The sequence below is a fragment of the Streptomyces sp. NPDC026659 genome (assembly GCF_040638245.1).
Classification (GTDB): Bacteria; Actinomycetota; Actinomycetes; order Streptomycetales; family Streptomycetaceae; genus Streptomyces.
In genome coordinates this window covers 519876-539040 of sequence record NZ_JBEZXY010000003.1, presented here as the reverse complement: position 1 = coordinate 539040, position 19165 = coordinate 519876, and the positions used below count along the sequence as shown (strand labels likewise).

21 protein-coding genes are annotated in these 19165 nt (G+C 72.5%); 7 read left to right on the top strand and 14 right to left on the bottom strand.

All coding sequences use genetic code 11. The features are described 5' to 3' along the window. Positions 1-5 precede the first annotated feature (5 nt). A complete protein-coding gene (locus tag AB0E91_RS11395; protein WP_361778664.1) occupies positions 6-1796 on the bottom strand; it encodes a prolyl oligopeptidase family serine peptidase in 1791 nt (596 codons plus the stop codon). A gap of 97 nt (positions 1797-1893) precedes the next feature. On the opposite strand from AB0E91_RS11395, the gene AB0E91_RS11390 reads away from it, so the two are divergent. Further along, entirely contained in the window at positions 1894-2748 is an 855-nt protein-coding gene (locus tag AB0E91_RS11390; RefSeq protein ID WP_361778661.1) for an SURF1 family protein, read from the top strand. Here the strand turns inward: AB0E91_RS11390 and AB0E91_RS11385 are convergent. The 4 genes from AB0E91_RS11385 to AB0E91_RS11370 all read right to left on the bottom strand — a co-directional run bounded on the left by AB0E91_RS11385 (position 2718) and on the right by AB0E91_RS11370 (position 7445). Next, positions 2718-3959 carry a hypothetical protein gene (locus AB0E91_RS11385; RefSeq protein ID WP_361778658.1) on the bottom strand — a complete coding sequence of 414 codons (1242 nt, stop codon included), beginning with the start codon at positions 3957-3959 and terminating at the stop codon, positions 2718-2720. The two genes, AB0E91_RS11390 and AB0E91_RS11385, sit on opposite strands and share 31 nt — an antisense overlap. 101 nt (positions 3960-4060) lie before the next feature. Further along, a complete protein-coding gene (locus AB0E91_RS11380; RefSeq protein WP_361779072.1) occupies positions 4061-4645 on the bottom strand; it encodes a SigE family RNA polymerase sigma factor in 585 nt (194 codons plus the stop codon). A gap of 455 nt (positions 4646-5100) precedes the next feature. Then, positions 5101-6168, bottom strand: coding sequence for an aspartate-semialdehyde dehydrogenase (locus AB0E91_RS11375; protein ID WP_361778655.1), 1068 nt, complete (start codon positions 6166-6168; stop codon positions 5101-5103). Then, positions 6168-7445 (bottom strand): aspartate kinase, encoded by a 1278-nt coding sequence (locus AB0E91_RS11370; RefSeq protein ID WP_161179992.1) that lies wholly within the window; start codon positions 7443-7445, stop codon positions 6168-6170. The genes AB0E91_RS11375 and AB0E91_RS11370 overlap by 1 nt, the downstream gene beginning before the upstream one ends. Before the next feature lie 344 nt (positions 7446-7789). Between AB0E91_RS11370 and AB0E91_RS11365 the strand changes: the two genes are divergently transcribed. Continuing rightward, complete coding sequence (locus AB0E91_RS11365; RefSeq protein ID WP_361778652.1) at positions 7790-8491, top strand: DUF4232 domain-containing protein; 702 nt, start codon at positions 7790-7792, stop codon at positions 8489-8491. 59 nt (positions 8492-8550) lie between these two features. Here AB0E91_RS11365 and AB0E91_RS11360 read toward each other — a convergent pair whose 3' ends face one another. Genes AB0E91_RS11360 through AB0E91_RS11350 form a run of 3 tightly spaced genes read right to left on the bottom strand, consistent with a single transcriptional unit; the run spans position 8551 to position 10198 of the window. Continuing rightward, positions 8551-9213: a DUF5063 domain-containing protein gene (locus tag AB0E91_RS11360; protein WP_361778649.1), complete on the bottom strand. Its 663-nt coding sequence runs from the start codon at positions 9211-9213 to the stop codon at positions 8551-8553. After that, positions 9206-9805: a recombination mediator RecR gene (gene recR / locus AB0E91_RS11355; RefSeq protein ID WP_361778646.1), complete on the bottom strand. Its 600-nt coding sequence runs from the start codon at positions 9803-9805 to the stop codon at positions 9206-9208. The genes AB0E91_RS11360 and recR overlap by 8 nt, the downstream gene beginning before the upstream one ends. Before the next feature lie 51 nt (positions 9806-9856). Further along, entirely contained in the window at positions 9857-10198 is a 342-nt protein-coding gene (locus tag AB0E91_RS11350; RefSeq protein WP_026248919.1) for a YbaB/EbfC family nucleoid-associated protein, read from the bottom strand. Positions 10199-10445: 247 nt separating this feature from the next. Here AB0E91_RS11350 and AB0E91_RS11345 point away from each other — a divergent pair, with 247 nt between their 5' ends. Beyond that, the gene (locus AB0E91_RS11345) at positions 10446-11174 is read left to right on the top strand and encodes an SLATT domain-containing protein (protein ID WP_361778643.1); all 729 of its coding nucleotides are present in this window, start codon (positions 10446-10448) and stop codon (positions 11172-11174) included. Positions 11175-11214: 40 nt separating this feature from the next. Here the strand turns inward: AB0E91_RS11345 and AB0E91_RS11340 are convergent, their stop codons facing one another. Beyond that, positions 11215-11799: a hypothetical protein gene (locus AB0E91_RS11340; RefSeq protein WP_361778640.1), complete on the bottom strand. Its 585-nt coding sequence runs from the start codon at positions 11797-11799 to the stop codon at positions 11215-11217. A gap of 224 nt (positions 11800-12023) precedes the next feature. On the opposite strand from AB0E91_RS11340, the gene AB0E91_RS11335 reads away from it, so the two are divergent. Beyond that, the gene (locus tag AB0E91_RS11335) at positions 12024-13412 is read left to right on the top strand and encodes an aspartate aminotransferase family protein (protein ID WP_361778637.1); all 1389 of its coding nucleotides are present in this window, start codon (positions 12024-12026) and stop codon (positions 13410-13412) included. Positions 13413-13531: 119 nt separating this feature from the next. Here the strand turns inward: AB0E91_RS11335 and AB0E91_RS11330 are convergent, their stop codons facing one another. Continuing rightward, complete coding sequence (locus AB0E91_RS11330; RefSeq protein WP_361778634.1) at positions 13532-13918, bottom strand: VOC family protein; 387 nt, start codon at positions 13916-13918, stop codon at positions 13532-13534. Between the two features lie 95 nt (positions 13919-14013). On the opposite strand from AB0E91_RS11330, the gene AB0E91_RS11325 reads away from it, so the two are divergent. The 3 genes from AB0E91_RS11325 to AB0E91_RS11315 all read left to right on the top strand — a co-directional run bounded on the left by AB0E91_RS11325 (position 14014) and on the right by AB0E91_RS11315 (position 16148). Further along, positions 14014-14781, top strand: coding sequence for a TetR/AcrR family transcriptional regulator (locus AB0E91_RS11325; protein WP_361778631.1), 768 nt, complete (start codon positions 14014-14016; stop codon positions 14779-14781). Next, the gene (locus tag AB0E91_RS11320; RefSeq protein WP_361778628.1) at positions 14778-15353 is read left to right on the top strand and encodes a GNAT family N-acetyltransferase; all 576 of its coding nucleotides are present in this window, start codon (positions 14778-14780) and stop codon (positions 15351-15353) included. The genes AB0E91_RS11325 and AB0E91_RS11320 overlap by 4 nt, the downstream gene beginning before the upstream one ends. A gap of 93 nt (positions 15354-15446) precedes the next feature. Beyond that, a complete protein-coding gene (locus AB0E91_RS11315) occupies positions 15447-16148 on the top strand; it encodes a GntR family transcriptional regulator (RefSeq protein WP_361778625.1) in 702 nt (233 codons plus the stop codon). A gap of 36 nt (positions 16149-16184) precedes the next feature. Here AB0E91_RS11315 and AB0E91_RS11310 read toward each other — a convergent pair whose 3' ends face one another. From AB0E91_RS11310 to AB0E91_RS11295, 4 genes are all read right to left on the bottom strand, one after another. Then, positions 16185-17300 carry an NAD(P)/FAD-dependent oxidoreductase gene (locus tag AB0E91_RS11310; protein ID WP_361778623.1) on the bottom strand — a complete coding sequence of 372 codons (1116 nt, stop codon included), beginning with the start codon at positions 17298-17300 and terminating at the stop codon, positions 16185-16187. A gap of 147 nt (positions 17301-17447) precedes the next feature. Continuing rightward, positions 17448-18287, bottom strand: a complete 840-nt coding sequence (locus AB0E91_RS11305) for a hypothetical protein (protein WP_361778620.1) — start codon at positions 18285-18287, stop codon at positions 17448-17450. 55 nt (positions 18288-18342) lie between these two features. Beyond that, positions 18343-18627, bottom strand: coding sequence for a hypothetical protein (locus tag AB0E91_RS11300; RefSeq protein WP_361778617.1), 285 nt, complete (start codon positions 18625-18627; stop codon positions 18343-18345). 65 nt (positions 18628-18692) lie between these two features. Next, entirely contained in the window at positions 18693-19082 is a 390-nt protein-coding gene (locus AB0E91_RS11295; protein ID WP_361778614.1) for a hypothetical protein, read from the bottom strand. Between the last annotated feature and the right edge of the window lie 83 nt (positions 19083-19165).

Genomic DNA, 19165 nt, shown 5'->3' with positions numbered 1-19165 from the left:
CCGGTTCAGGGCGCCAGGTGCCGTCGCGCGAACTCCATCTCCAGGGACAGCTGCTTGATCCGCTCGTCCACGACCAGGGAGCCGTGGCCCGCGTCGTAGCGGTAGACCTCGTGGGCCGCGCCGCGCTCGCGGAGGCGGTCGACGTAGTTGTCGATCTGGCGGATGGGGCAGCGGGGGTCGTTGACGCCGGCGGAGATGTACACCGGGGCCTTGACCTGGTCGACGTAGGTCAGCGGGGAGGACGCCTCGAAGCGGTCGGGGACCTCTTCGGGGGTGCCGCCCAGCAGCGTGCGGTCCATGGCCTTCAGGGCCTCCATCTCGTCGTGGTACGCCGTGACGTAGTCCGCGACCGGGACCGCCGCGATGCCCACCGTCCACGCCTCGGGCTGGGTGCCGAGGCCGAGCAGGGTGAGGTAGCCGCCCCAGGAGCCGCCGGTGAGGATCAGGCGCTCGGGGTCGGCGAGGCCGGAGGAGACGGCCCATTCGCGGACGGCGGCGACGTCCTCCAGCTCGATCAGGCCGACCCGGTGCTTGAGGGCGTCGGTCCAGGCGCGGCCGTAGCCGGTGGAGCCCCGGTAGTTGACGCGGACCACCGCGTACCCCTGGTCCACCCAGGCGGCCGGTCCGGCGGCGAAGGAGTCGCTGTCGTGCCAGGTCGGGCCGCCGTGCAGGTCGAAGACCGTGGGGAGCGGACCGGTGGCGCCCGCGGGCTTCTGGACCAGGGCGTGGATGCGGCCGCCGGGGCCCTCCACCCACACGTCCTGCACCGCGACCGAGGGCGGGCACTTCATGCCGGGCGGGTCCAGGACCACCGCGCCGGACGTGGACCGGACGACCGGCGGTTCCTCCGCCGACGACCACAGGTACTCCACGCTGCCGTCCGGCCGCGCCGTCGCCCCCGAGACCGTGCCCGGCGGGGTCGGGATACGGGTCAGCGTGCCGTCCGCCAGGTCGTACCGGAACAGCTCGCTGCGCGCCTCGAAGCCGTGCGAGATCAGCAGGGCGCTGCCGTCCGGGTACCACTCGGCGGCCACGTCACCGGGCAGCTCCAGCGCGAGGTCGGTCTGCGCGCCGGTCGCCACGTCCCACACCAGCGGCTCCCAGCGGCCCCGGCGCTGGTGCCCGATGAGCAGCCGGGTGTCGCCGTCGACCGGGGCGAAGCCGAGCACCTCAAGGCCCAGCTCCTCCGTGCCGCCGCGCGTGTCGTCCAGCTCGGCGACCGTGCTGCCGTCGGTCCGCACGACGCGCAGCGCCGCGTGCATGGCGTCGCCGTGCTCGGTGTGCTCGATCGCGATCAGCGAGCCGTCGTGGGAGAGGTCGCCGACCCCGGCGGACTCCCGGTCCCGGTACAGCTCCACCGGCTCCTCCCCGGAGCGCGCGAGGTGGATCGTCGTACCGTCCTCGTCCGTGGACCGCCCGACGACCGCCGTACGCCCGTCCCGGCCCAGCGCGAGCCCGGCCGAGTAGGCGGCCTCGATCCCGGGTACGGCGGGCTCGTCCGGGCCGCCCTCGAAGGGCTGGCGGCGCCAGACGCCGAACTCGTCGCCGTCCTTGTCGTCGAACCACCAGATCCACGCGCCGTCCGGGGTGAGCACCCCGTCGGTCGTGCCGTTGGGCCGGTCCGTCACCTGCCGCTGGGCACCGCTCGCGCGGTCCCAGGCGTACAGCTCGTAGGTGCCGGTCGCGTTCGACACGAACAGCGACCGCTCCGGCGCGTCCTCGGCCCAGTCGGGCAGCGAGACGCGCGGCGCCCGGAACCGCTTCTCCCAGTCGGGCATCTCCACAGCTTCACTCATGCCCCCTAGCATCCCCGACCCGCGAATCCCGCGTCGGCTTCAGGCGCACGCGGGCCCCCCGCGAGGGCGCCCGGGCGGCCCGCCGTACCGTTGGGGTGTGTACCGGTTCCTGCTGACACCCCGCTGGTGGGGCATCAACGTCTTCGTGCTGCTCGCCGTCCCGTTCTGCGTGTTCATGGGGTCCTGGCAGCTGAGCCGGTTCGAGGGGCGGGTGCAGGACTCCCGCACCGCCACCGAGCAGGCGTCCTCGGATCGCAGCGGGACGGCACGGCCGCTGGCCACGATGCTGCCCGTCGACAAGCGGACCTCCGGCGAGCGGGTGACCGCGAGCGGGCGGTACGGCACGCAGCTGCTGGTCCCGGACCGGCAGCTCGACGGCCGCACCGGGTACTACGTGCTCACCCTGCTGCGCACCGGCACCGGCAAGTCGCTGCCCGTCGTACGCGGCTGGCTGCCGGGGAAGGCCGACGCGCACACCGCGCCCGAGCCGCCGGCCGGCGAGGTCACCGTCACCGGCGCGCTCCAGGCGCCCGAGACCCCCGGGGACAACGGCGTCAGCGCCCAGGGCGGGCTGCCCGCCGGGCAGACGGCCGCGATCAGCCCGGCCTCGCTGGTCAACCTGGTGCCGGACCGGCTCTACGACGCGTGGGTGACCCTCGACAAGGGCGACACGGGAATGAAGGCGGTGCCCGCCACCGCGCCCGCCGGGACCGGTCTCGATCTGAAGGCGTTCCAGAACCTCGGCTACACCGGTGAGTGGTTCGTCTTCGCGGGCTTCGTGGTCTTCATGTGGTTCCGGCTGCTGCGCCGCGAGGCGGAGGCCGTGCGCGACGCGGAACTCGGCATCCTGCCGCCGGAGCCGGACCCGGAGACGGGCCCGGAGCGGCAGGACACCGAGGCGGAGGCTCAGGCCCCCGGCACTCAGACCCCCGGCACCATCCCGGTGAAGTAGACCGTCCCGGCGCACGCGCTCGGGACCGTCGCGGTGGCGCTCAGCGTGCCGCCGACCGCGTGGTACGTCACCAGGACGCTGCCCTCGGCCGGAGTGCCGTCGGTCACCAGCTGGGGTGCGGTGCCCTCGGCGGCGGTGTTCTGGGTGCCGCCGGTCGCGCCGCCGTCCTGGCCGGCGCTCGGGGTCGGGCTGGGCGTGGAGTCGCCGCCGCCCGTACCGCCGGTGGCGCCGCCCTGGACGGGGCAGGTCTCGGAGGGCACGAACCCGAACTTCTCGGCGTACGACGCGCCCGGCCGGAGCACCAGCGTGGACACGACCAGGCCGGGCGCGGGCAGCGCGGCCGCCGCGTCGCCGGGTACGTGCGCCGCGGCGGTGACCTTCGCCGGGTCGGCCGCGCCCTGGGCCGTCGCGCCGACCTGGCCGGTGCCGTTGACCGTGCAGGCGGTGGCGGAGGTGTTGGTGACGCTGAAGGTGCCGTAGACGACGCCGGAGGAGTCGGGGGCGTCGGTGGTGCCGGTCGCGCCGAGCTGGGCGGCCGTGCAGGGCGGGGTGCCGGAGACGGCACTCGCGGAGGGGTCGGTGCCGCCGGTGGCGCCGCTGTCGCCCGGGGACTTCGTGCCGGGCTGCTCCGTGCCGCCGACGGTCCCGGGCTGCCCGGCGGTGGTGCCCGCCTGGCCGCCGGTGCCCGCGGTGGCGCCGCCGCCGCTCCGGCCCTTGCCCTCGCTGCCCTGGGCCAGGGAGGACTGGCCCGCCATGGCGGTGTTGGGGTCGGTGCCGCCCGAGTTGGAGACGTGCACCAGGGCGGGGACGGCGGTGCAGATGAACAGCGCGGCCGCCGCCATGCCCACGGTCGCCTGCCGCTTGCGCGCCCGCCGCGCGGGTACGGCCCGCCGCAGCCGGTCCAGTGAGCCGTCCCGGGGTTCGAGGTCGTCCACGGCGGAGTGCAGCAGCCGGCGCAGCGCCAGTTCGTCGGGGGCGGCACCGGTGTCCCCGCTCCCCGGACCGCCGAGGTCGCCCGGCCCGAACAGGTCGGTCGGCCCGATCAGCCGGGCCAGCTCGGCGAGCCCGTCGCCCCCGGGAGCCTTCGCGGCCGGGGATGCCTTGGGCAGCTCGACGGTCTCGGACGCCTCGGGTGCCTCCGAAGCCGCAGCCGTGGGTGTCTCGCGTTCTTCGCCGGACTTCCGGCCGTCTCCGTCGGGGCCGTGCTTCACAGTTCCGTTCCCAGCGTGCGTAGGCGTGTCGTCGTGGCCGGTGTTCGGCTCGCGCCGCGGCTCCCCGTGCCCGGTGTCCCGCTCGTGCGGAGCGCTCCCGCTCATTTCGTCGCTCCCATGGCCACCCGCAGCGCGGCGATGCCCCGTGAGCCGTACGCCTTCACCGAGCCCAGCGAGATGCCGAGCGTCTCGGCGGTCTGGGCCTCGGTCATGTCGGCGAAGTAGCGCAGCACCAGCACCTCGCGCTGACGGCGCTGGAGGCCCTTCATCGCCTTGATGAGGGCGTCGCGCTCCAGCTGGTCGTAGGCGCCCTCCTCCGCGCTCGCCATGTCGGGCATCGGCTTGGAGAGGAGCTTCAGGCCGAGGATGCGCCGACGCAGGGCGGAGCGGGAGAGGTTGACGACCGTCTGCCGAAGGTAGGCGAGGGTCTTCTCGGGGTCACGCACCCGTTTGCGCGCCGAGTGGACGCGGATGAACGCCTCCTGCACGACGTCCTCGCACGAGGCGGTGTCGTCGAGCAGCAGCGCCGCGAGACCGAGCAGCGAGCGGTAGTGCGCGCGGTAGGTCTCGGTGAGATGGTCGACGGTCGTGCCGGCGGCCGCGTCGGACGTCGTGCCGTCCGCGCCGTCGCGCTGGCCGGGTATGCGGGTCTGCCGCCCTGCGGGCATCGGCGCGATCACCGGCATGTCACCGAGTGCGCGCGGCCGGAGCACGGCGCGGGGCGGACGGAGCGCCGCGGCGCCGCCTGCCGTTGGGGATACGCCCTGCTCGAAGAGCGCGGGGGCGAATTCGAGTACCTCTGCCACGCCTGTTGGACACACACACCCCCGCGAGGGTTGTACGTGCCGGGCGCCACATGTGCGACGACCGACCGATCCTCAAGTGCCGCCATGCGTCCCGCTCTTCCCCTGTGTCCTCGTCGAACGGGCGTCACAGCGACCCCGATCACGGCGCTCCGCGCCGGAATCTCCGCGCCCCCGGCCCCACTCGGGTGCCCGCAAAGACGCTTCCCGCCCTCGCGCGGTTGCGGAGGGCGGGAAGGAAATCCTCTGTCGTCGTGGAGCCGGGGTTCAAGTGAATTGGACCATGGTTCCGGCCACATTTCTTAAAATAATCCTACGGAATCCACAGGGAACCCCTGTCATTCCCACAGATTCCCGGCAGCGACCAGCTCCGCGATCTGCGCGGTGTTGAGCGCGGCGCCCTTGCGCAAGTTGTCGCCGCACACGAAGAGTTCGAGCGCGGCGGGGTCGTCGAGGGCCCGCCGGACCCGGCCGACCCAGGTCGGGTCGGTGCCCACCACGTCCGCCGGGGTGGGGAATTCACCCGCCTCGGGGTCGTCGCACAGCACCACACCGGGCGCGGTCGCGAGGATCTCGCGGGCGCCGTCGACCGTGACCTCGTCCTGGAAGCGGGCGTGGACGGTCGCCGAGTGCACGGTGACGACGGGGACGCGGACGCAGGTCACCGCGACCGGGAGGTCCGGCAGCCCGAGAACCCTGCGGGACTCCTCCCGCACCCCCAGCTCCTCCGAGGACCAGCCGTCCGCGCCGAGCGACCCGGCCCAGGGCACCACGTTGAGCGCGACCGGCTCCGGGAACGGCCCGGTCAGCTCGCCCGCCGCCCGCCGTACGTCACCGGGGGCGCCGCCGAGTTCCGTACCGGCGACCAGGGACAGCTGGGCGCGCAGGGTCTCCACCCCGGCCCGCCCGGCCCCGCTGACCGCCTGGTACGAGGAGACGACCAGCTCGCGCAGGCCGTACTCGGCGTGCAGCGCGCCGAGGGCGACGATCATCGACAGGGTCGTACCGCCCGGGCTCGCCACGATGCCGCGCGGCCGGTTGCGCACGGCGTGCGGGTTGATCTCGGGGACGACGAGCGGCACCTCCGGGTCGGCCCGGAAGGCGCCGGAGGTGTCCACGACGACCGTGCCGCGCCCGGCGGCGAGCGGCGCCCACCGGGCCGCGACCTCGTCGGGCACGGCGAACAGCGCGATGTCGATCCCGTCGAAGGCGGCCTCGGTCAGCGCGCCGACCTCGGTCTCCACCCCGCGCACGGCCAGCTTGCGGCCGGCCGAGCGCGGGGAGGCGAGCAGCCTGATCTCGCCCCACACGTCCGCGCGCTGGGACAGGATCTGGAGCAGGACGGCCCCGACCGCGCCGGTCGCCCCCACGACCGCGAGGGCGGGGCGGCGGGGGCCCCTGTTCATCAGCGGCCGGTACCCCCGTAGACCACGGCCTCGTCGCTGTCGGAGTCCAGGCCGAAGGCGGTGTGCACGGCGCGCACGGCCTCGGTCACGTCGTCGGCGCGGGTGACGACCGAGATGCGGATCTCGGAGGTCGAGATCAGCTCGATGTTGACGCCCGCGTCGCTCAGCGCCTCGAAGAAGGCGGCGGTGACACCCGGGTTGGTCTTCATCCCGGCGCCGACGAGGGAGATCTTGCCGATCTGGTCGTCGTAGCGCAGGGAGTCGAAGCCGATGCCGGAGCGGTTCTTCTCCAGGGCGTCGATGGCCTTGCGGCCCTCGGTCTTCGGCAGGGTGAAGGAGATGTCGGTCAGGCCCGTGGAGGCGGCCGACACGTTCTGCACCACCATGTCGATGTTGATCTCGGCGTCCGCGATGGTGCGGAAGATGGCGGCGGCCTCGCCCGGCTTGTCCGGCACGCCGACGACCGTGATCTTGGCCTCGGAGGTGTCGTGCGCGACACCGGAGATGATGGCCTGCTCCACCTGCTGTACCCCTTGCTCGATCGGCTCGCTGCTGACCCACGTGCCGCGCAGCCCGCTGAAGGAGGAGCGCACGTGGATCGGGATGTTGTACCGGCGGGCGTACTCCACGCAGCGGTGGAGCAGCACCTTGGAGCCGGACGCGGCCAGCTCCAGCATGTCCTCGAAGGAGATCCAGTCGATCTTCCGGGCCTTCTTCACCACGCGCGGGTCGGCGGTGAACACGCCGTCCACGTCGGTGTAGATCTCGCAGACCTCGGCGTCGAGGGCGGCGGCCAGCGCCACGGCCGTGGTGTCGGACCCGCCGCGCCCGAGCGTGGTGATGTCCTTCTTGTCCTGGCTGACGCCCTGGAACCCGGCGACGATCGCGATGTTGCCCTCGTCGAGCGCGGTGCGGATGCGGCCGGGCGTGACGTCGATGATCCGGGCTTTGTTGTGGACCGAGTCGGTGATGACGCCTGCCTGGCTGCCGGTGAACGACTGGGCCTCGTGGCCCAGGTTTTTGATCGCCATGGCCAGCAGGGCCATGGAGATACGCTCTCCGGCGGTCAGCAGCATGTCGAATTCACGTCCGGCAGGCATCGGAGAAACCTGCTCGGCGAGATCGATCAGCTCGTCCGTCGTGTCGCCCATCGCGGAAACGACGACAACCACCTGGTTGCCGTTCTTCTTCGCTTCCACGATCCGCTTGGCGACGCGCTTGATGCCCTCGGCATCGGCTACGGAGGAGCCTCCGTACTTCTGCACGACAAGGCCCACGTGCGCTCCTCGCTCGGTTCGTTTGTGTCGGCTCAGTCTATCGAGCGGGGGAATCCCACCTCTTGGGTATCGCATGGTGAGACACCCGTCCGCTGCCGTACACCCTGCCCAGTCTCACGCGAGTGATGGCGGTACGTGCACGGGTGTGCAGTGACTCACAGGGGGGTGAGGCGGTCAGTCGACTCCGCACGCGGTGCAGGTGGCCTGGCCACCGGGGCGCGGTCCCATCTGTGACTGAACGCGGACATGATCGCTGACGGCTGGTGACTGACCGCGCGGTACGAATAAGTACGCACCACGGCATCACCCAGACCGTACAGACCGCACCGCATCCCGGGGGAATCATGCTGCACACCCGCAAGATCGTCGCCACCGCCATCGGCCTCGTGGCCGCACTCTCGCTCACCGCCTGCAACGGCGACGACAGCGCGTCGGACAGCACGCAGGCCAGCCCCACCGCGTCGGCTGACAAGGCGGGCGGCACCGGCGGGGCGGACCAGGCGGACCAGAGCGCCGGCACCAGCACCGGCAGCAGCACCGGCGGGAGCGGCCAGAGCGCCGGCACCGGCGGGAGCGACCAGGGCGCCGGCACCAGCACCGGTGGCAACAGCGGCGGCAAGGTCGGCATCTGCCGCACCGACGAGCTCGAGGTCGCCGCCGCCGACAACACCACGGACAAGACGGAAGGCGTCGTCACCGTCTCCTTCAAGAACAGCGGCGGCGGCACCTGCCGCATCAGCGGCTTCGCGGGTGTCGACCTGAAGACGTCCCTGGGCGACACCGTCTCCGTGGACCGCAACGGCGAGCAGGCCCTGCCGCAAATCCTCAAGGAGGGCGAGACCGCCGCCTTCAACGTCACGTTCCCGGTCAACAACAGCGGCGGCTCCGGCGTGCGGCTGACCGACATGGTGGTGACGCCCCCGAACGAGACCAAGCACGTCACCCTGAGGTGGCCGGCGGGCACGCTCCCCGTCACCGACGGCAACGACGGCGGGAAGCTGGAGATCAGCCCGGTGAGCAAGGTCAGCGACTCACCGGCCGGCTGACCCCCGCTCAGGAACTGCGGCGACGGGTACGCGGCTGCCGTACCCGCGTCGGATGCCTCCTACTGCACCTGACGAATGCCGAGCGGCGTGCCGATCTCCTCCGCCATGACGCGGCCCGCCTCGATCTCCAGGACCTCGTCGCCCATGGGCTCCTGGTCGGTGTCGAGGCCGTCCAGCTCCTCCAGGGGCTGGTCCAGGCGGACGTGGATGAGGACGGACTGCAGGGCGCGCAGGACGGCGGAGGCGGTGGGGCCCCAGTTGGAGAAGTAGGAGAACTGCCACCACCACAGGGCCTCGGTGGTGCGGCCCGCGCGGTAGTGGGCCATGCCGTGGCGCAGGTCGGTGATGAGGTCCGCGATGTCGTCCGAGATACGGGCGGGCACGGGTGCCTTGCTGGGCGCGTACGGGTCGAAGACCTCGGAGTAGACGTCGACCGGTTCCAGCAGCTGGGCGAGGTTCTCGCGCAGCTCGTCGACGTCCGGCTCGGGGCCGAGGTCGGGCTCGTAGCGCTCGTCGGGCACGAAGTCCTCGTGCGCGCCGAGCCGGCCGCCCGCCAGGAGCAGCTGGGAGACCTCGAGCAGCAGGAAGGGGACCGTCGAGCCGGGCTCGTCCCCCTTCGCCACCTCGGTGACGGCGACCAGGAAGCTCTCGACCTGGTCGGCGATCTGGACCGCGAAGTCGTCCGGGTTCTGCGTCGTGGCGTGCAGCGTGGCGTCAGACATCTAGGAGTCGTCTCCCCTCGAAGGCGCGGCCGAGGGTCACCTCGTCCGCGTATTCCAGGTCACCGCCGACCGGAAGGCCGCTGGCCAGGCGGGTGACCCTCAGACCCATGGGCTTGATCATGCGGGCGAGGTACGTCGCCGTGGCCTCGCCTTCGAGATTGGGATCGGTGGCGAGGATCAGCTCCGTGACGGTGCCGTCCGCGAGCCGGGCCAGGAGCTCCCTGATGCGCAGGTCGTCCGGGCCGACGCCCTCGATGGGGCTGATGGCGCCGCCGAGGACGTGGTACTTGCCCCGGAACTCGCGGGTGCGCTCGATGGCGACCACGTCCTTGGGCTCCTCGACCACGCAGATGACCGACAGGTCACGGCGCGGGTCGCGGCAGATGTTGCACAGCTCTTCCTGCGCCACGTTGCCGCAGGCCGCGCAGAAGCGGACCTTGGCCTTGACCTCCAGGAGTGCCTGGGCGAGCCGCTTGACGTCCGTCGGCTCGGCCTGGAGCACATGGAAGGCGATCCGCTGCGCGCTCTTGGGACCGACGCCGGGCAGTCGCCCCAGCTCGTCGATGAGGTCCTGGACCACGCCTTCGTACAACGGACTGCCCTTCCTGGAGACCTTTCGGTACGTACGGTAGTTGCCCCGGCGTCAGAACGGCAGCCCGGGGATGCCACCGCCGCCCAGGCCCTGGGCCAGCGGGCCGAGCTTCTGCTGCTGGAGGGTCTGCGCGTTCTCGTTGGCCGCCTGCACGGCCGCGACGATCAGATCGGCGAGGGTGTCGGTGTCCTCGGGGTCGACCGCCTTCGGGTCGATCTTCAGGCCGCGCAGCTCGCCGGAGCCGGTCACGGTGGCCCGCACCAGGCCGCCGCCCGCCTGGCCGTCGACCTCCGTGGCCGCCAGTTCCTCCTGGGCCCGCTGAAGATCCTGCTGCATCTTCTGCGCCTGCTGGAGCAACTGCTGCATGTTGGGCTGGCCACCACCGGGAATCACGATCAGCTCCTGTCCGTACCGGCGCCGCGTACGCCGCTCTGGCACGAGCCTACGTGCTCCGGGCGGCCCTCGCCCCGCCACTCTTTCGGGTGAGAACGGCCCCGGCCCTATACCTGATCAAGACCCTCTTACGGGCGGATTGCCCGGGAAAGCCACCACTTGGCCACCCATTGGGCGGTAGGAAGGGTGGCGCGCGCGTCATGGAGTGGGTCGTTGTGGAGTGGGTCGTTTCAGTAGGGAGTTCCGGGTGGGTCAGGCGGAGATGCAGCCCGAGGGTCCGCCGCAGGACGGGTGGGGCGGGGGCACGGCCGACCTGACGGGCCGGGCGTTGCCGCTGGGCGACTGGGGGGAACCGGCGGAGCGGCTGGACGAGCTGTACCGCTGGGTGGAGGACGGCGCGCTGCGCACGGCGGCCTGGTACCTGCGCGACCGCCTCTGGCGCCGCCGCACGGCCCGCCTGCTGCGCCTCGGCACGACGGTCGGGGTGGCGACGGGCTGTGTGCTGCCGCTCCTGGACCTGACGCGCGCCGTCCCGGGCGTGGCGCCCTGGGGGTACGTGGCGTTCGTGCTGGCCCTCGCCTGCACCGGCCTGGACCGCTACTTCGGCGTGTCCTCCGGCTGGACGCGCGACATCGCCACGGCGCAGGCGGTTCAACGCCGCCTCCAGACCCTCCAGTTCGACTGGGCCTCCGAGTGCGTCCGCGAGGTCCTCGGCCCTGCGGAGGGCACCGCGGGCGAGGCGGCCGACCGCTGCCTGAACGTCCTGCGCCGCTTCTCCGAGGACGTGACGGAACTGGTCCGGGCCGAGACCTCCGACTGGATGTCCGAGTTCCGGGCGGCCCCCTCCCCGCTGACCCCGCACACCACGCCCCGCCTGCCCCGCCCCGACCCCTCCGTCCCCCCGCCACGTCCCCTGCACTCCCCGCCGAGCCCCCGCCCGAACATGCCCCGCCAGCGGCCTCCGGAGCCCCGCTGACGGCCGCGCCGGGCTCCTGCGAACGACGAGTGAGCGGCCCTCACCGTCGTGTGAACGTCACGCTCTTCCCGCCGCCCTCCGGGGCGCTTCTCAGGCGGCCGTCCGGAAGGAGGGTGAGGGTGACCGGGGGGCCGGGGGCGCAGGTGGCGAGGTGGGGGGTGGCGGAGCCGAAGTGGAGGGAGTGGGGGGTGACGGCGGTCAGGGGGGCGGTGGAGACACAGTGGTGGGCGGGGGTGTCGGTGACCAGGGTGAGGACGGGGTCGCCGAGGCGGCCCCGGGTGAGGGTCAGGTGGTGGGCGGGGGAGAGCCAGGTGCCGACGTAGGCGGCGGGGACGGACTCCTCGGAGGCGATCGGCGGAGTGGCGGTGGCGGTGCCGCCGCCCTCGTGGAGGAGGGCGTAGACGGTGCCGCCCGCGCCGAGGGCGACCACCAGGGCCACGACGACGAGCAGGACGGTGGAGGGGGTGCCGCGCCGAGGTCCGGGCGGGGCGGCGCCGGGCGGGCCGTAGGAGTGGGCCTGGGGGTGGTCGTAGGGGCCACCGCCGCCGGACGCGGTCGGCCAGTGGTCCCGGTCGCCGTCGCCGACGGCTCCGTGCTCGACTTCCTCCGGCCCCCAACGGTCCACGACAGCCCGCCCTCCCCCAAGGCGCGCACCCCCGTACGCGCGACCCAGGCGCACCCGGGAAATCCCCCGCACATGCGCGGATTCCGAGAATAGTGGGGCGAGCCGGACCGGGGGCGAAGTCGTGGCCCACGGTCCGGGAACAGACAGTCTGTCGCGCGGCGGAGCCACCCGGCAGGCAGCCCGCCGATGTCGCGGGCCACCCCGCGCCGCATACCCTCCCCGGCATGACGTCACAGCCGCAGGCACAGCCACAGCCGCACGCGACCCCCGACCCCGCCCTCGGCCGCGCCGTGAAGGCCGCCGACCGCGCCCACGTCTTCCACTCCTGGTCCGCGCAGGAGCTGATCGAGCCGCTCGCCGTGGCGGGCGCCGAGGGCTCGTACTTCTGGGACTACGACGGCAAGCGCTACCTGGACTTCACCAGCGGGCTCGTCTTCACCAACATCGGCTACCAGCACCCGAAGGTCGTCGCCGCGATCCAGGAGCAGGCGGCGAAGATGACGACGTTCGCGCCCGCGTTCGCCGTCGAGGCCCGCTCGGAGGCGGCCCGGCTGATCGCGGAGCGCACCCCCGGCGAACTGGACAAGATCTTCTTCACCAACGCGGGCGCCGACGCGGTCGAGCACGCGATCCGCATGGCCCGGCTGCACACCGGGCGCCCGAAAGTGCTCTCGGCGTACCGCTCGTACCACGGCGGCACCCAGCAGGCGGTCAACCTCACCGGCGACCCCCGCCGCTGGCCCTCCGACAACGGCACGGCCGGTGTCGTCCACTTCTGGGCGCCGTTCCTCTACCGCTCCCGCTTCTACGCGCAGACCGAGGACGAGGAGTGCGCGCGGGCGCTCGAGCACCTGGAGACGACGATCGCCTTCGAGGGGCCCGGCACGATCGCCGCGGTGATCCTGGAGACGATCCCGGGCACCGCCGGGATCATGGTCCCGCCGCCCGGGTACCTCGCCGGGGTCCGCGACATCTGCGACCGCAACGGCATCGTGTTCATCCTGGACGAGGTGATGGCCGGGTTCGGCCGCACCGGCGAGTGGTTCGCGGCGGACCTCTTCGACGTCGTCCCGGACCTGATGACCTTCGCCAAGGGCGTGAACTCGGGTTACGTGCCGCTCGGCGGTGTCGCCATCTCGCCGGAGATCGCCGACACCTTCGCCACGACCCCCTACCCCGGCGGCCTGACCTACTCCGGCCACCCGCTGGCCTGCGCGGCCGCCGTCGCCACGATCAACGTGATGGAGGAGGAGGGGATCGTCGAGAACGCCAAGCGGCTCGGCGAGACGGTCCTGCGCCCGGGCCTGGCCGCGCTGGCCGAGCGGCACCCGAGCGTGGGCGAGGTGCGCGGTACGGGCATGTTCTGGGCCCTGGACCTGATCCGGGACACCGAGACCCAGGAGCCGCTGATCCCGTACAACGCCTCCGCCGCGTCGGGCGCCCCCATGCTGGCCTTCGCCAACACCGCGAAGAAGAACGGCCTGTGGCCCTTCGTCAACATGAACCGCACCCACGTCGTCCCGCCCCTCAACATCACCGAGGCGGAACTGAAGGAGGGGCTGGAGGCGCTGGACGCGGCACTGAAGACGGCGGACGACTTCATGGTCGGCTGACCTCTCCTCAGGACACCGGCCGGACCACGCGTCCGCCGCCCGTCCGCACAGCTCGGGCCGACCGCCGGCATGGCGGTCGGCCCGTTGCCGTCACAGGTGCTCAGCGGCCGGCCCGTGGCTCACGGGTGCTCGGGGTCGCCCCAGGCGACGAGCTGGACGACGACGCCGTTCGGGTCGGTGACCTGGAACAGGCGCTCGCCCCAGGGCTCTTCGCGCAGCGGCATGGTGATGGGGGCGTCCTCGCCCCGCAGCCGCTCGTACTCGGCGTCCAGGTCGGTGACGACGAACGCGACGATCACGCCCGCCGCGTGCTGCTCCCGGAAGCCCTCGGGCAGCACCTCGATCCCGCGCCGGAGGAACACGACGTTGGGGGCGTCCTCGCGGGCCAGCGAGACGAAGCCCTCGGCGGCCATGGCTTCGTCGAAGCCGAAGTGCCGGGTCAGAAAGGCGGCGGAGGCGGGGACGTCGTCGACGGTCAGACAGATGGCGCTGGAAGTGATCTTCATGGCCTGCCCTGGTAGCCGGAGTCAATCTCTATACGTCGTATACTGTACGGCATACAGAGTATTGCCGGGCGGGTTCGGCCGGAAGAATGGCGCCCATGGTCAAGGAACAACGGGGCGCAAGCGATCCGGCCCGCACTCTGGAACTGCTGTGGCGCGTACCGGGGCGCGAGGACTCCCGGCGCGGCCCCAAACAGGGCCTGACGGTCGACGCGGTCGTCCAGGCCGCCGTCGAACTCGCCGACTCGGCGGGCCTGGACGCCCTGACCATGCGGAACATCGCGCAGAGCCTGGGCGTCACCCCCATGACGCTCTACACCTACGTCCCGGGCAAGGCCGAACTGCTCGACCTCATGCTGGACTTCGTGTACCTGCGGATGCCGCGCGGCGACCGTGCCGCCGCCCCCTGGCGCGAGAAGGTCGAGGCCGTCGCGCGCGAGAACCGCGACCTGTACGACCGTCACCCCTGGGTGGCGACCATGTCCACCGCGCGCCCGCCGCTGGGCCCCGGCCTCATGGCCAAGTACGAGCACGAACTGGCCGCCTTCGACGGCCTGGGCCTCGACGACGTGGAGATGGACGCGGCCCTCACCTTCCTGCTCGACTTCGTCCGCTCCGTCGCCCGCGCGACCCTCGACACCAAGGCCGCGGCCCGCGACAGCGCCATGTCCGACGCGCAGTGGTGGGCCGCCAACGAACCCCTCCTCGCGCAGGTCTTCGACCCCGCCCGCTTCCCCCTCGCGGCCCGCGTCGGAAGCGCGGCGGGCGCGGCCCACCAGGGCATGTACAACCCCGAACACGCCTTCACCTTCGGCCTGCACCGCATCATGGACGGCCTGGCCCAGCTGATGGATCGGCCGCGGTGACGCCCCCTGCGGCAGAAGGCCGGCGCCCCGCGCCCTGGCCCGCCGCGCTCCCCCTGACCACCCCCCGCCTCCACCTCGAACCCCTCCGCGCGGAGCACGCGCGCGAGGCATTCGGGTTTCTGGACGACGTGCGGTTGCACGTCTGGACGGGTGGGGTGCCCGACACGCTGCCGGAGCTGGAGGCGCGGTACGCCCGGCAGGCGAAGGGACAGTCCCCCGACGGCACGCAGGGCTGGCTGAACTGGCTGGTGCGGCGGAGGACGGACGGGCGGCTGGTGGGGACCGTGCAGGCGACGGTGAGTCATGTGCCCGGGGGCGGTACGGAGGCGGCAGTGGCGTGGGTGACGGGGGTGGCGTATCAGGGGGAGGGGTACGCGCGGGAGGGGGCGCGGGCGATGGCGGAGTGGCTGCGGGCGAGCGGGGTGAGCGCCTTGAGCGCGTACATCCACCCAGGTCACGCGGCCTCCATGGCGGTGGCGCGGGCGCTGGGTCTCGCACCCTCCGCCACCGTCGTCGACGGTGAGGCCCGCTGGACGGACCACGGCTGCCGGCCGACGGAATCGAACGCGTAAGGTTTCTTGCTCGTAAGCAAGAGTGACAAGAGTGAACAGACCGGCGAGCATGTACGACGACCGCGCCCGATCGTGTGAGGAGACTCCCGGACGATGGCCTCCACCGGTGGCGTGACGCGCAGCACTCTGCGCCAGCAGATCGCGGACGCGCTGCGCGACGAGGTGCTGGCCGGGCGGCTGCGGCCGGGCCGCGCGTTCACGGTCAAGGAGATAGCGGACCAGTACGGCGTCTCCGCGACCCCGGTGCGTGAGGCGCTGGTCGACCTGTCCGCGCAGGGCCTCCTGGAGGCGGACCAGCACCGGGGCTTCCGCGTCCCCCAGTACTCCCTCGCCGACTACCGCTCCATGATCGAGGCGCGCAGCCTGGTCACGGAGGGGATGTTCCGTTCGCTGCGGGACGGCCACACGGCGTTCGCCGACCCGGACGACCCCTGTACGGCGGCGGCGCTCGCGGCGGTCCGCCGCCGGGGCGAGGAGGCGAAGCGGGCGAACGCGGCGGGCGACCTGACCGTCCTCGTCGGCTACGACCTCCGCTTCTGGCGCGAGCTGAGCGTGCTGTTCGGCAACCCGTACATCGCCGAGTTCCTCCACCGCCTCCGCCTGCGCTCCTGGGTCTGCGCCGTCCAGCATCTGCGCCGCCGTCCCGAGCCCCACGAGATCCGCGGCCGCCTCTGGGCGGGCCACACGGACCTCATCGACGCCCTGTCCCGCCGCGACGCGGAGGCGGCCCGCGCGATCGTCGCCGAGGCCAACGCGCACTCGCTGTCGCTGGTGGAGCGGCTGGCGGCGGAGTAACCCCCGCCCGGGACCCCGCTACTCCGCTAACCCCCGCTACTCCGCGAACATGCCGATCAGGTTGTACGGCGCGTCGTCGCCCAGCATCTCGTGGAGATCGACCCCCTCAAGGGCGGCCGTGGCACTGCGCGGGAACATCGCCCGCTCGTACGCGGTGAGCGCGGCCTCCACGTCGCCCGGGTGCGCGGCGACGGCCTTGCCGAGTTCGGCGCCGTCGTAGAGGGCCAGGTTGGCGCCCTCGCCGTTCGGGGCCGTGAGGTGGGCGGCGTCGCCGAGGAGCGTCACGCCCGGCACCCGGTCCCAGCGGTGCTCGGCGGGCAGGGCGTGGATGTGACGGGGCACCGGCGCGGTGTCGCCGTCGGCGATCAGCGCGGTCAGCCGCGGCGCCCAGTCGCCGAACTCGTCCGCGATCCGTGCGAGCGCCGAGGCCGAGTCGGAGAAGTCGACCCCGTCGAACCAGTCGCGCGGCCGGGCGAGCATGACCCAGGTGTGCAGGGTCCCGCCCCGCTCCCGGTGCACCAGGACGCCTTTGCCCGGCGCGAGCACCATCGTGGAGCCGTCGCAGACGAGCTTCGCGCTGTCCGGGTGCCGGGTGTCGGCGTCGAGCAGCTGGGTTTCCATGAAGGAGATGCCGGTGTACTCGGGTGTCGCGCCGGACAGCAGCGGCCGGACCCGGGACCACGCGCCGTCCGCGCCCACCAGCAACTCCGTCTCCACGGCGGTGCCGTCGGCGAAGGTCACCTCGTGCCGTCCGCCGCCGAGGCCGCGGACCCCGGTGACCTTGTGCCCCCACCGCACGGTGCCCTCCGGCAGCGAGTCGAGCAGCAGCTGCCGCAGCTCGCCGCGCGGCACCTCGGGGTTGGGGCCCGTGCCGTCGTCGGGCAGGTCGAGCAGGACCTCGCCGTCCCGGCTCAGAACCCGCGTCGCCTGGCGCCCCTCCAGGACGAGCGAGCGGAACTCCTCATAAAGCCCGGCGTCCCGCAACGCCAACTGCCCGTTGTAGTCACGGATGTCGAGCAGCCCGCCCTGCGCACGCGCCGCCGGGGAGGTCTCCGCCTCGTAGACCGTGGACGCGATTCCGTGGACGTGCAGCACGCGGGCGAGCGTGAGGCCGCCCAGTCCGGCGCCGATGATCGTGACGTGCGTGCTCATGGTGATACCTCGCGGGGTTCACACCCGCCGGACGACCCGGCAGGCTCCGCACCCAACGTCCCAACCCCCGCCGACAAACCCCCGACATCTGCCGCCCCCGACCGACAACGCGACGACATCGTCCCCGCCCCAGCACCTACAACGCCCTCACGCCGGAACAGCTCGGTTTCGCGTGACGGTGAGCAGCAGGGGTGCGCGGACGCCGAGGTGGGCGGCGCAGTCGGCGACTGTCTCGGCGACCCATCCGACGGCGTCACAGGACCACTCGGGGAGTTCGCCGCGCAGCGTCAGGGCGTGGCGGGAGGGCCCGTTCCAGAAGCTGTCGTCGAAGGGCGGGGCGGGGGCGGGGTCCGGGGATGCGGGTTCGTCCGCCCGGAACCCGAAGAGGCTCTGGTCCAACTGGGCCAGGCAGTCGACCAGTTGTGTCGCGCTCGTGGAGACCGACGGGTCCTGGCCGATGTCGACGCGGATCGTCACGGTTGCCCGCGCTTGTGGGTCGTGCTCGCCGAACCAGTCGATCGTCTGCAAGGACGGCACGGCCGCTTGGGGCGGGCGTGCCGTGGCGTCGAGCCCCTGCACCGGCAAGAGGACCTGGGCCGCGGAGAGACGCACCGTTCCGATATGTGCCGTGGTGTCCCAGGCGCAGCGCAGGAACGGCTGTACGGGGAGTGGTCGATCACCCGCCACTCCACTGGCCTCGACCTGGAACCACGAGATCAGATCTGTCTCGGAGGCGTTGCGGGGGTGCCCCCATCCGGCGTCGTTCATGGCCCAGAGTCCGGACGCCTCGCCCATGCTCGCCCGCTCGTCGAGCCACCCCATGGCGAGCGACCGCTGGTGGAACAACTGGTACGCGTCGTGCTCGGACGCAGGATCGTGCCAGGAGTACGGGATCAGCTCGCCGTAGAGAGCGGCGAACATGGTGCCCGCCGTACGCGGGGCCGTCGGCGCGGTGCCGGGCCCCGCGATGGCGTCCTGCTCCGACACGTCGTCCTCCATGGTTCTGCCGGGGCGCCCCCCGGTACCCCTCTCCGCCCCGCACCTACTCCCCCGGCATGACCCGGACGAAACCGCTGGTCCACTCGTCCTCGTCCAGCTCGTACGGGTCGTAGTAGAAGCAGTCCGGTTCGTCGCGGAAGCCCGGCAGCAGGCGGGCCTGCCGCAGCCGCTCCTCCACCCGCTCGACACTGGAATAGATGCCGAGCAGCTTCAGGTCGTCGCCGTCCAACTCGTCGCAGAACACGCCGTCTTGGTCGACGTGCACGGTCGAACCGTCTTCGCCGGCCTCGTTCTGGTGGCCCACATGCCACAGGGGGTAAACGATCACGGCGGCGAAGCTAGCAGCGCCCTCGCACCGGAGCGACCCGATTTGAGGGTGGGAGGGGTGAACAGTCAGGCGCCGGGGTCGACTTCGGGGTGGGTGAACCGCAGGGGCTTGCCCAGCGACCGGGCGTAGGCGATCTCGGCCCGGGTGCTGTCCCCGATGTAGTCGCCGACCACGAGCACCTCGTCGGCGAGCCGGATCTTCGCCCGGTGCAGCTCGTCGAGCCGGGCCTTCAGCGCCTCGGCCTCGGCGGGGTCGGACCAGAGTGCGTGCGGCGACTTCAGGTCACAGCCCGGTTTGACGACGATCCTTCCGTCCCTGGTCTCCCGCAGATCGGCCTCGGCCATCTCGGCCATGAAGCGGGTGGAGCCGCAGATCGCGACGATGCGCGGGAGGCTCAACAGCCTCTTCGCGTCGGCGAGCCCCTCCTCGGGGGTGCGCGGTTGCGGGTACGACACGGGTCCTCCTGATGGCGTGGTCCAAGGCGCGCCTGCGGGGACGCTCAACCCACCCGGGCCGGAATCCCCCTCTTTTGAGAGAG

Excerpts from the sequence above, each read along its gene's own strand:
- AB0E91_RS11335 (WP_361778637.1), top strand. The coding sequence starts at position 12,024 with ATGACGTCACAGCCGCAGGCACAGCCACAGCCGCACGCGACCCCCGAC.
- AB0E91_RS11310 (WP_361778623.1), bottom strand. The coding sequence starts at position 17,300 with ATGAGCACGCACGTCACGATCATCGGCGCCGGACTGGGCGGCCTCACG.
- AB0E91_RS11325 (WP_361778631.1), top strand. The coding sequence starts at position 14,014 with ATGGTCAAGGAACAACGGGGCGCAAGCGATCCGGCCCGCACTCTGGAA.
- AB0E91_RS11360 (WP_361778649.1), bottom strand. The coding sequence starts at position 9,213 with ATGTCTGACGCCACGCTGCACGCCACGACGCAGAACCCGGACGACTTC.
- AB0E91_RS11315 (WP_361778625.1), top strand. The coding sequence starts at position 15,447 with ATGGCCTCCACCGGTGGCGTGACGCGCAGCACTCTGCGCCAGCAGATC.
- AB0E91_RS11380 (WP_361779072.1), bottom strand. The coding sequence starts at position 4,645 with ATGCCGGTGATCGCGCCGATGCCCGCAGGGCGGCAGACCCGCATACCC.
- AB0E91_RS11365 (WP_361778652.1), top strand. The coding sequence starts at position 7,790 with ATGCTGCACACCCGCAAGATCGTCGCCACCGCCATCGGCCTCGTGGCC.
- AB0E91_RS11375 (WP_361778655.1), bottom strand. The coding sequence starts at position 6,168 with ATGAACAGGGGCCCCCGCCGCCCCGCCCTCGCGGTCGTGGGGGCGACC.
- AB0E91_RS11395 (WP_361778664.1), bottom strand. The coding sequence starts at position 1,796 with ATGAGTGAAGCTGTGGAGATGCCCGACTGGGAGAAGCGGTTCCGGGCG.
- AB0E91_RS11330 (WP_361778634.1), bottom strand. The coding sequence starts at position 13,918 with ATGAAGATCACTTCCAGCGCCATCTGTCTGACCGTCGACGACGTCCCC.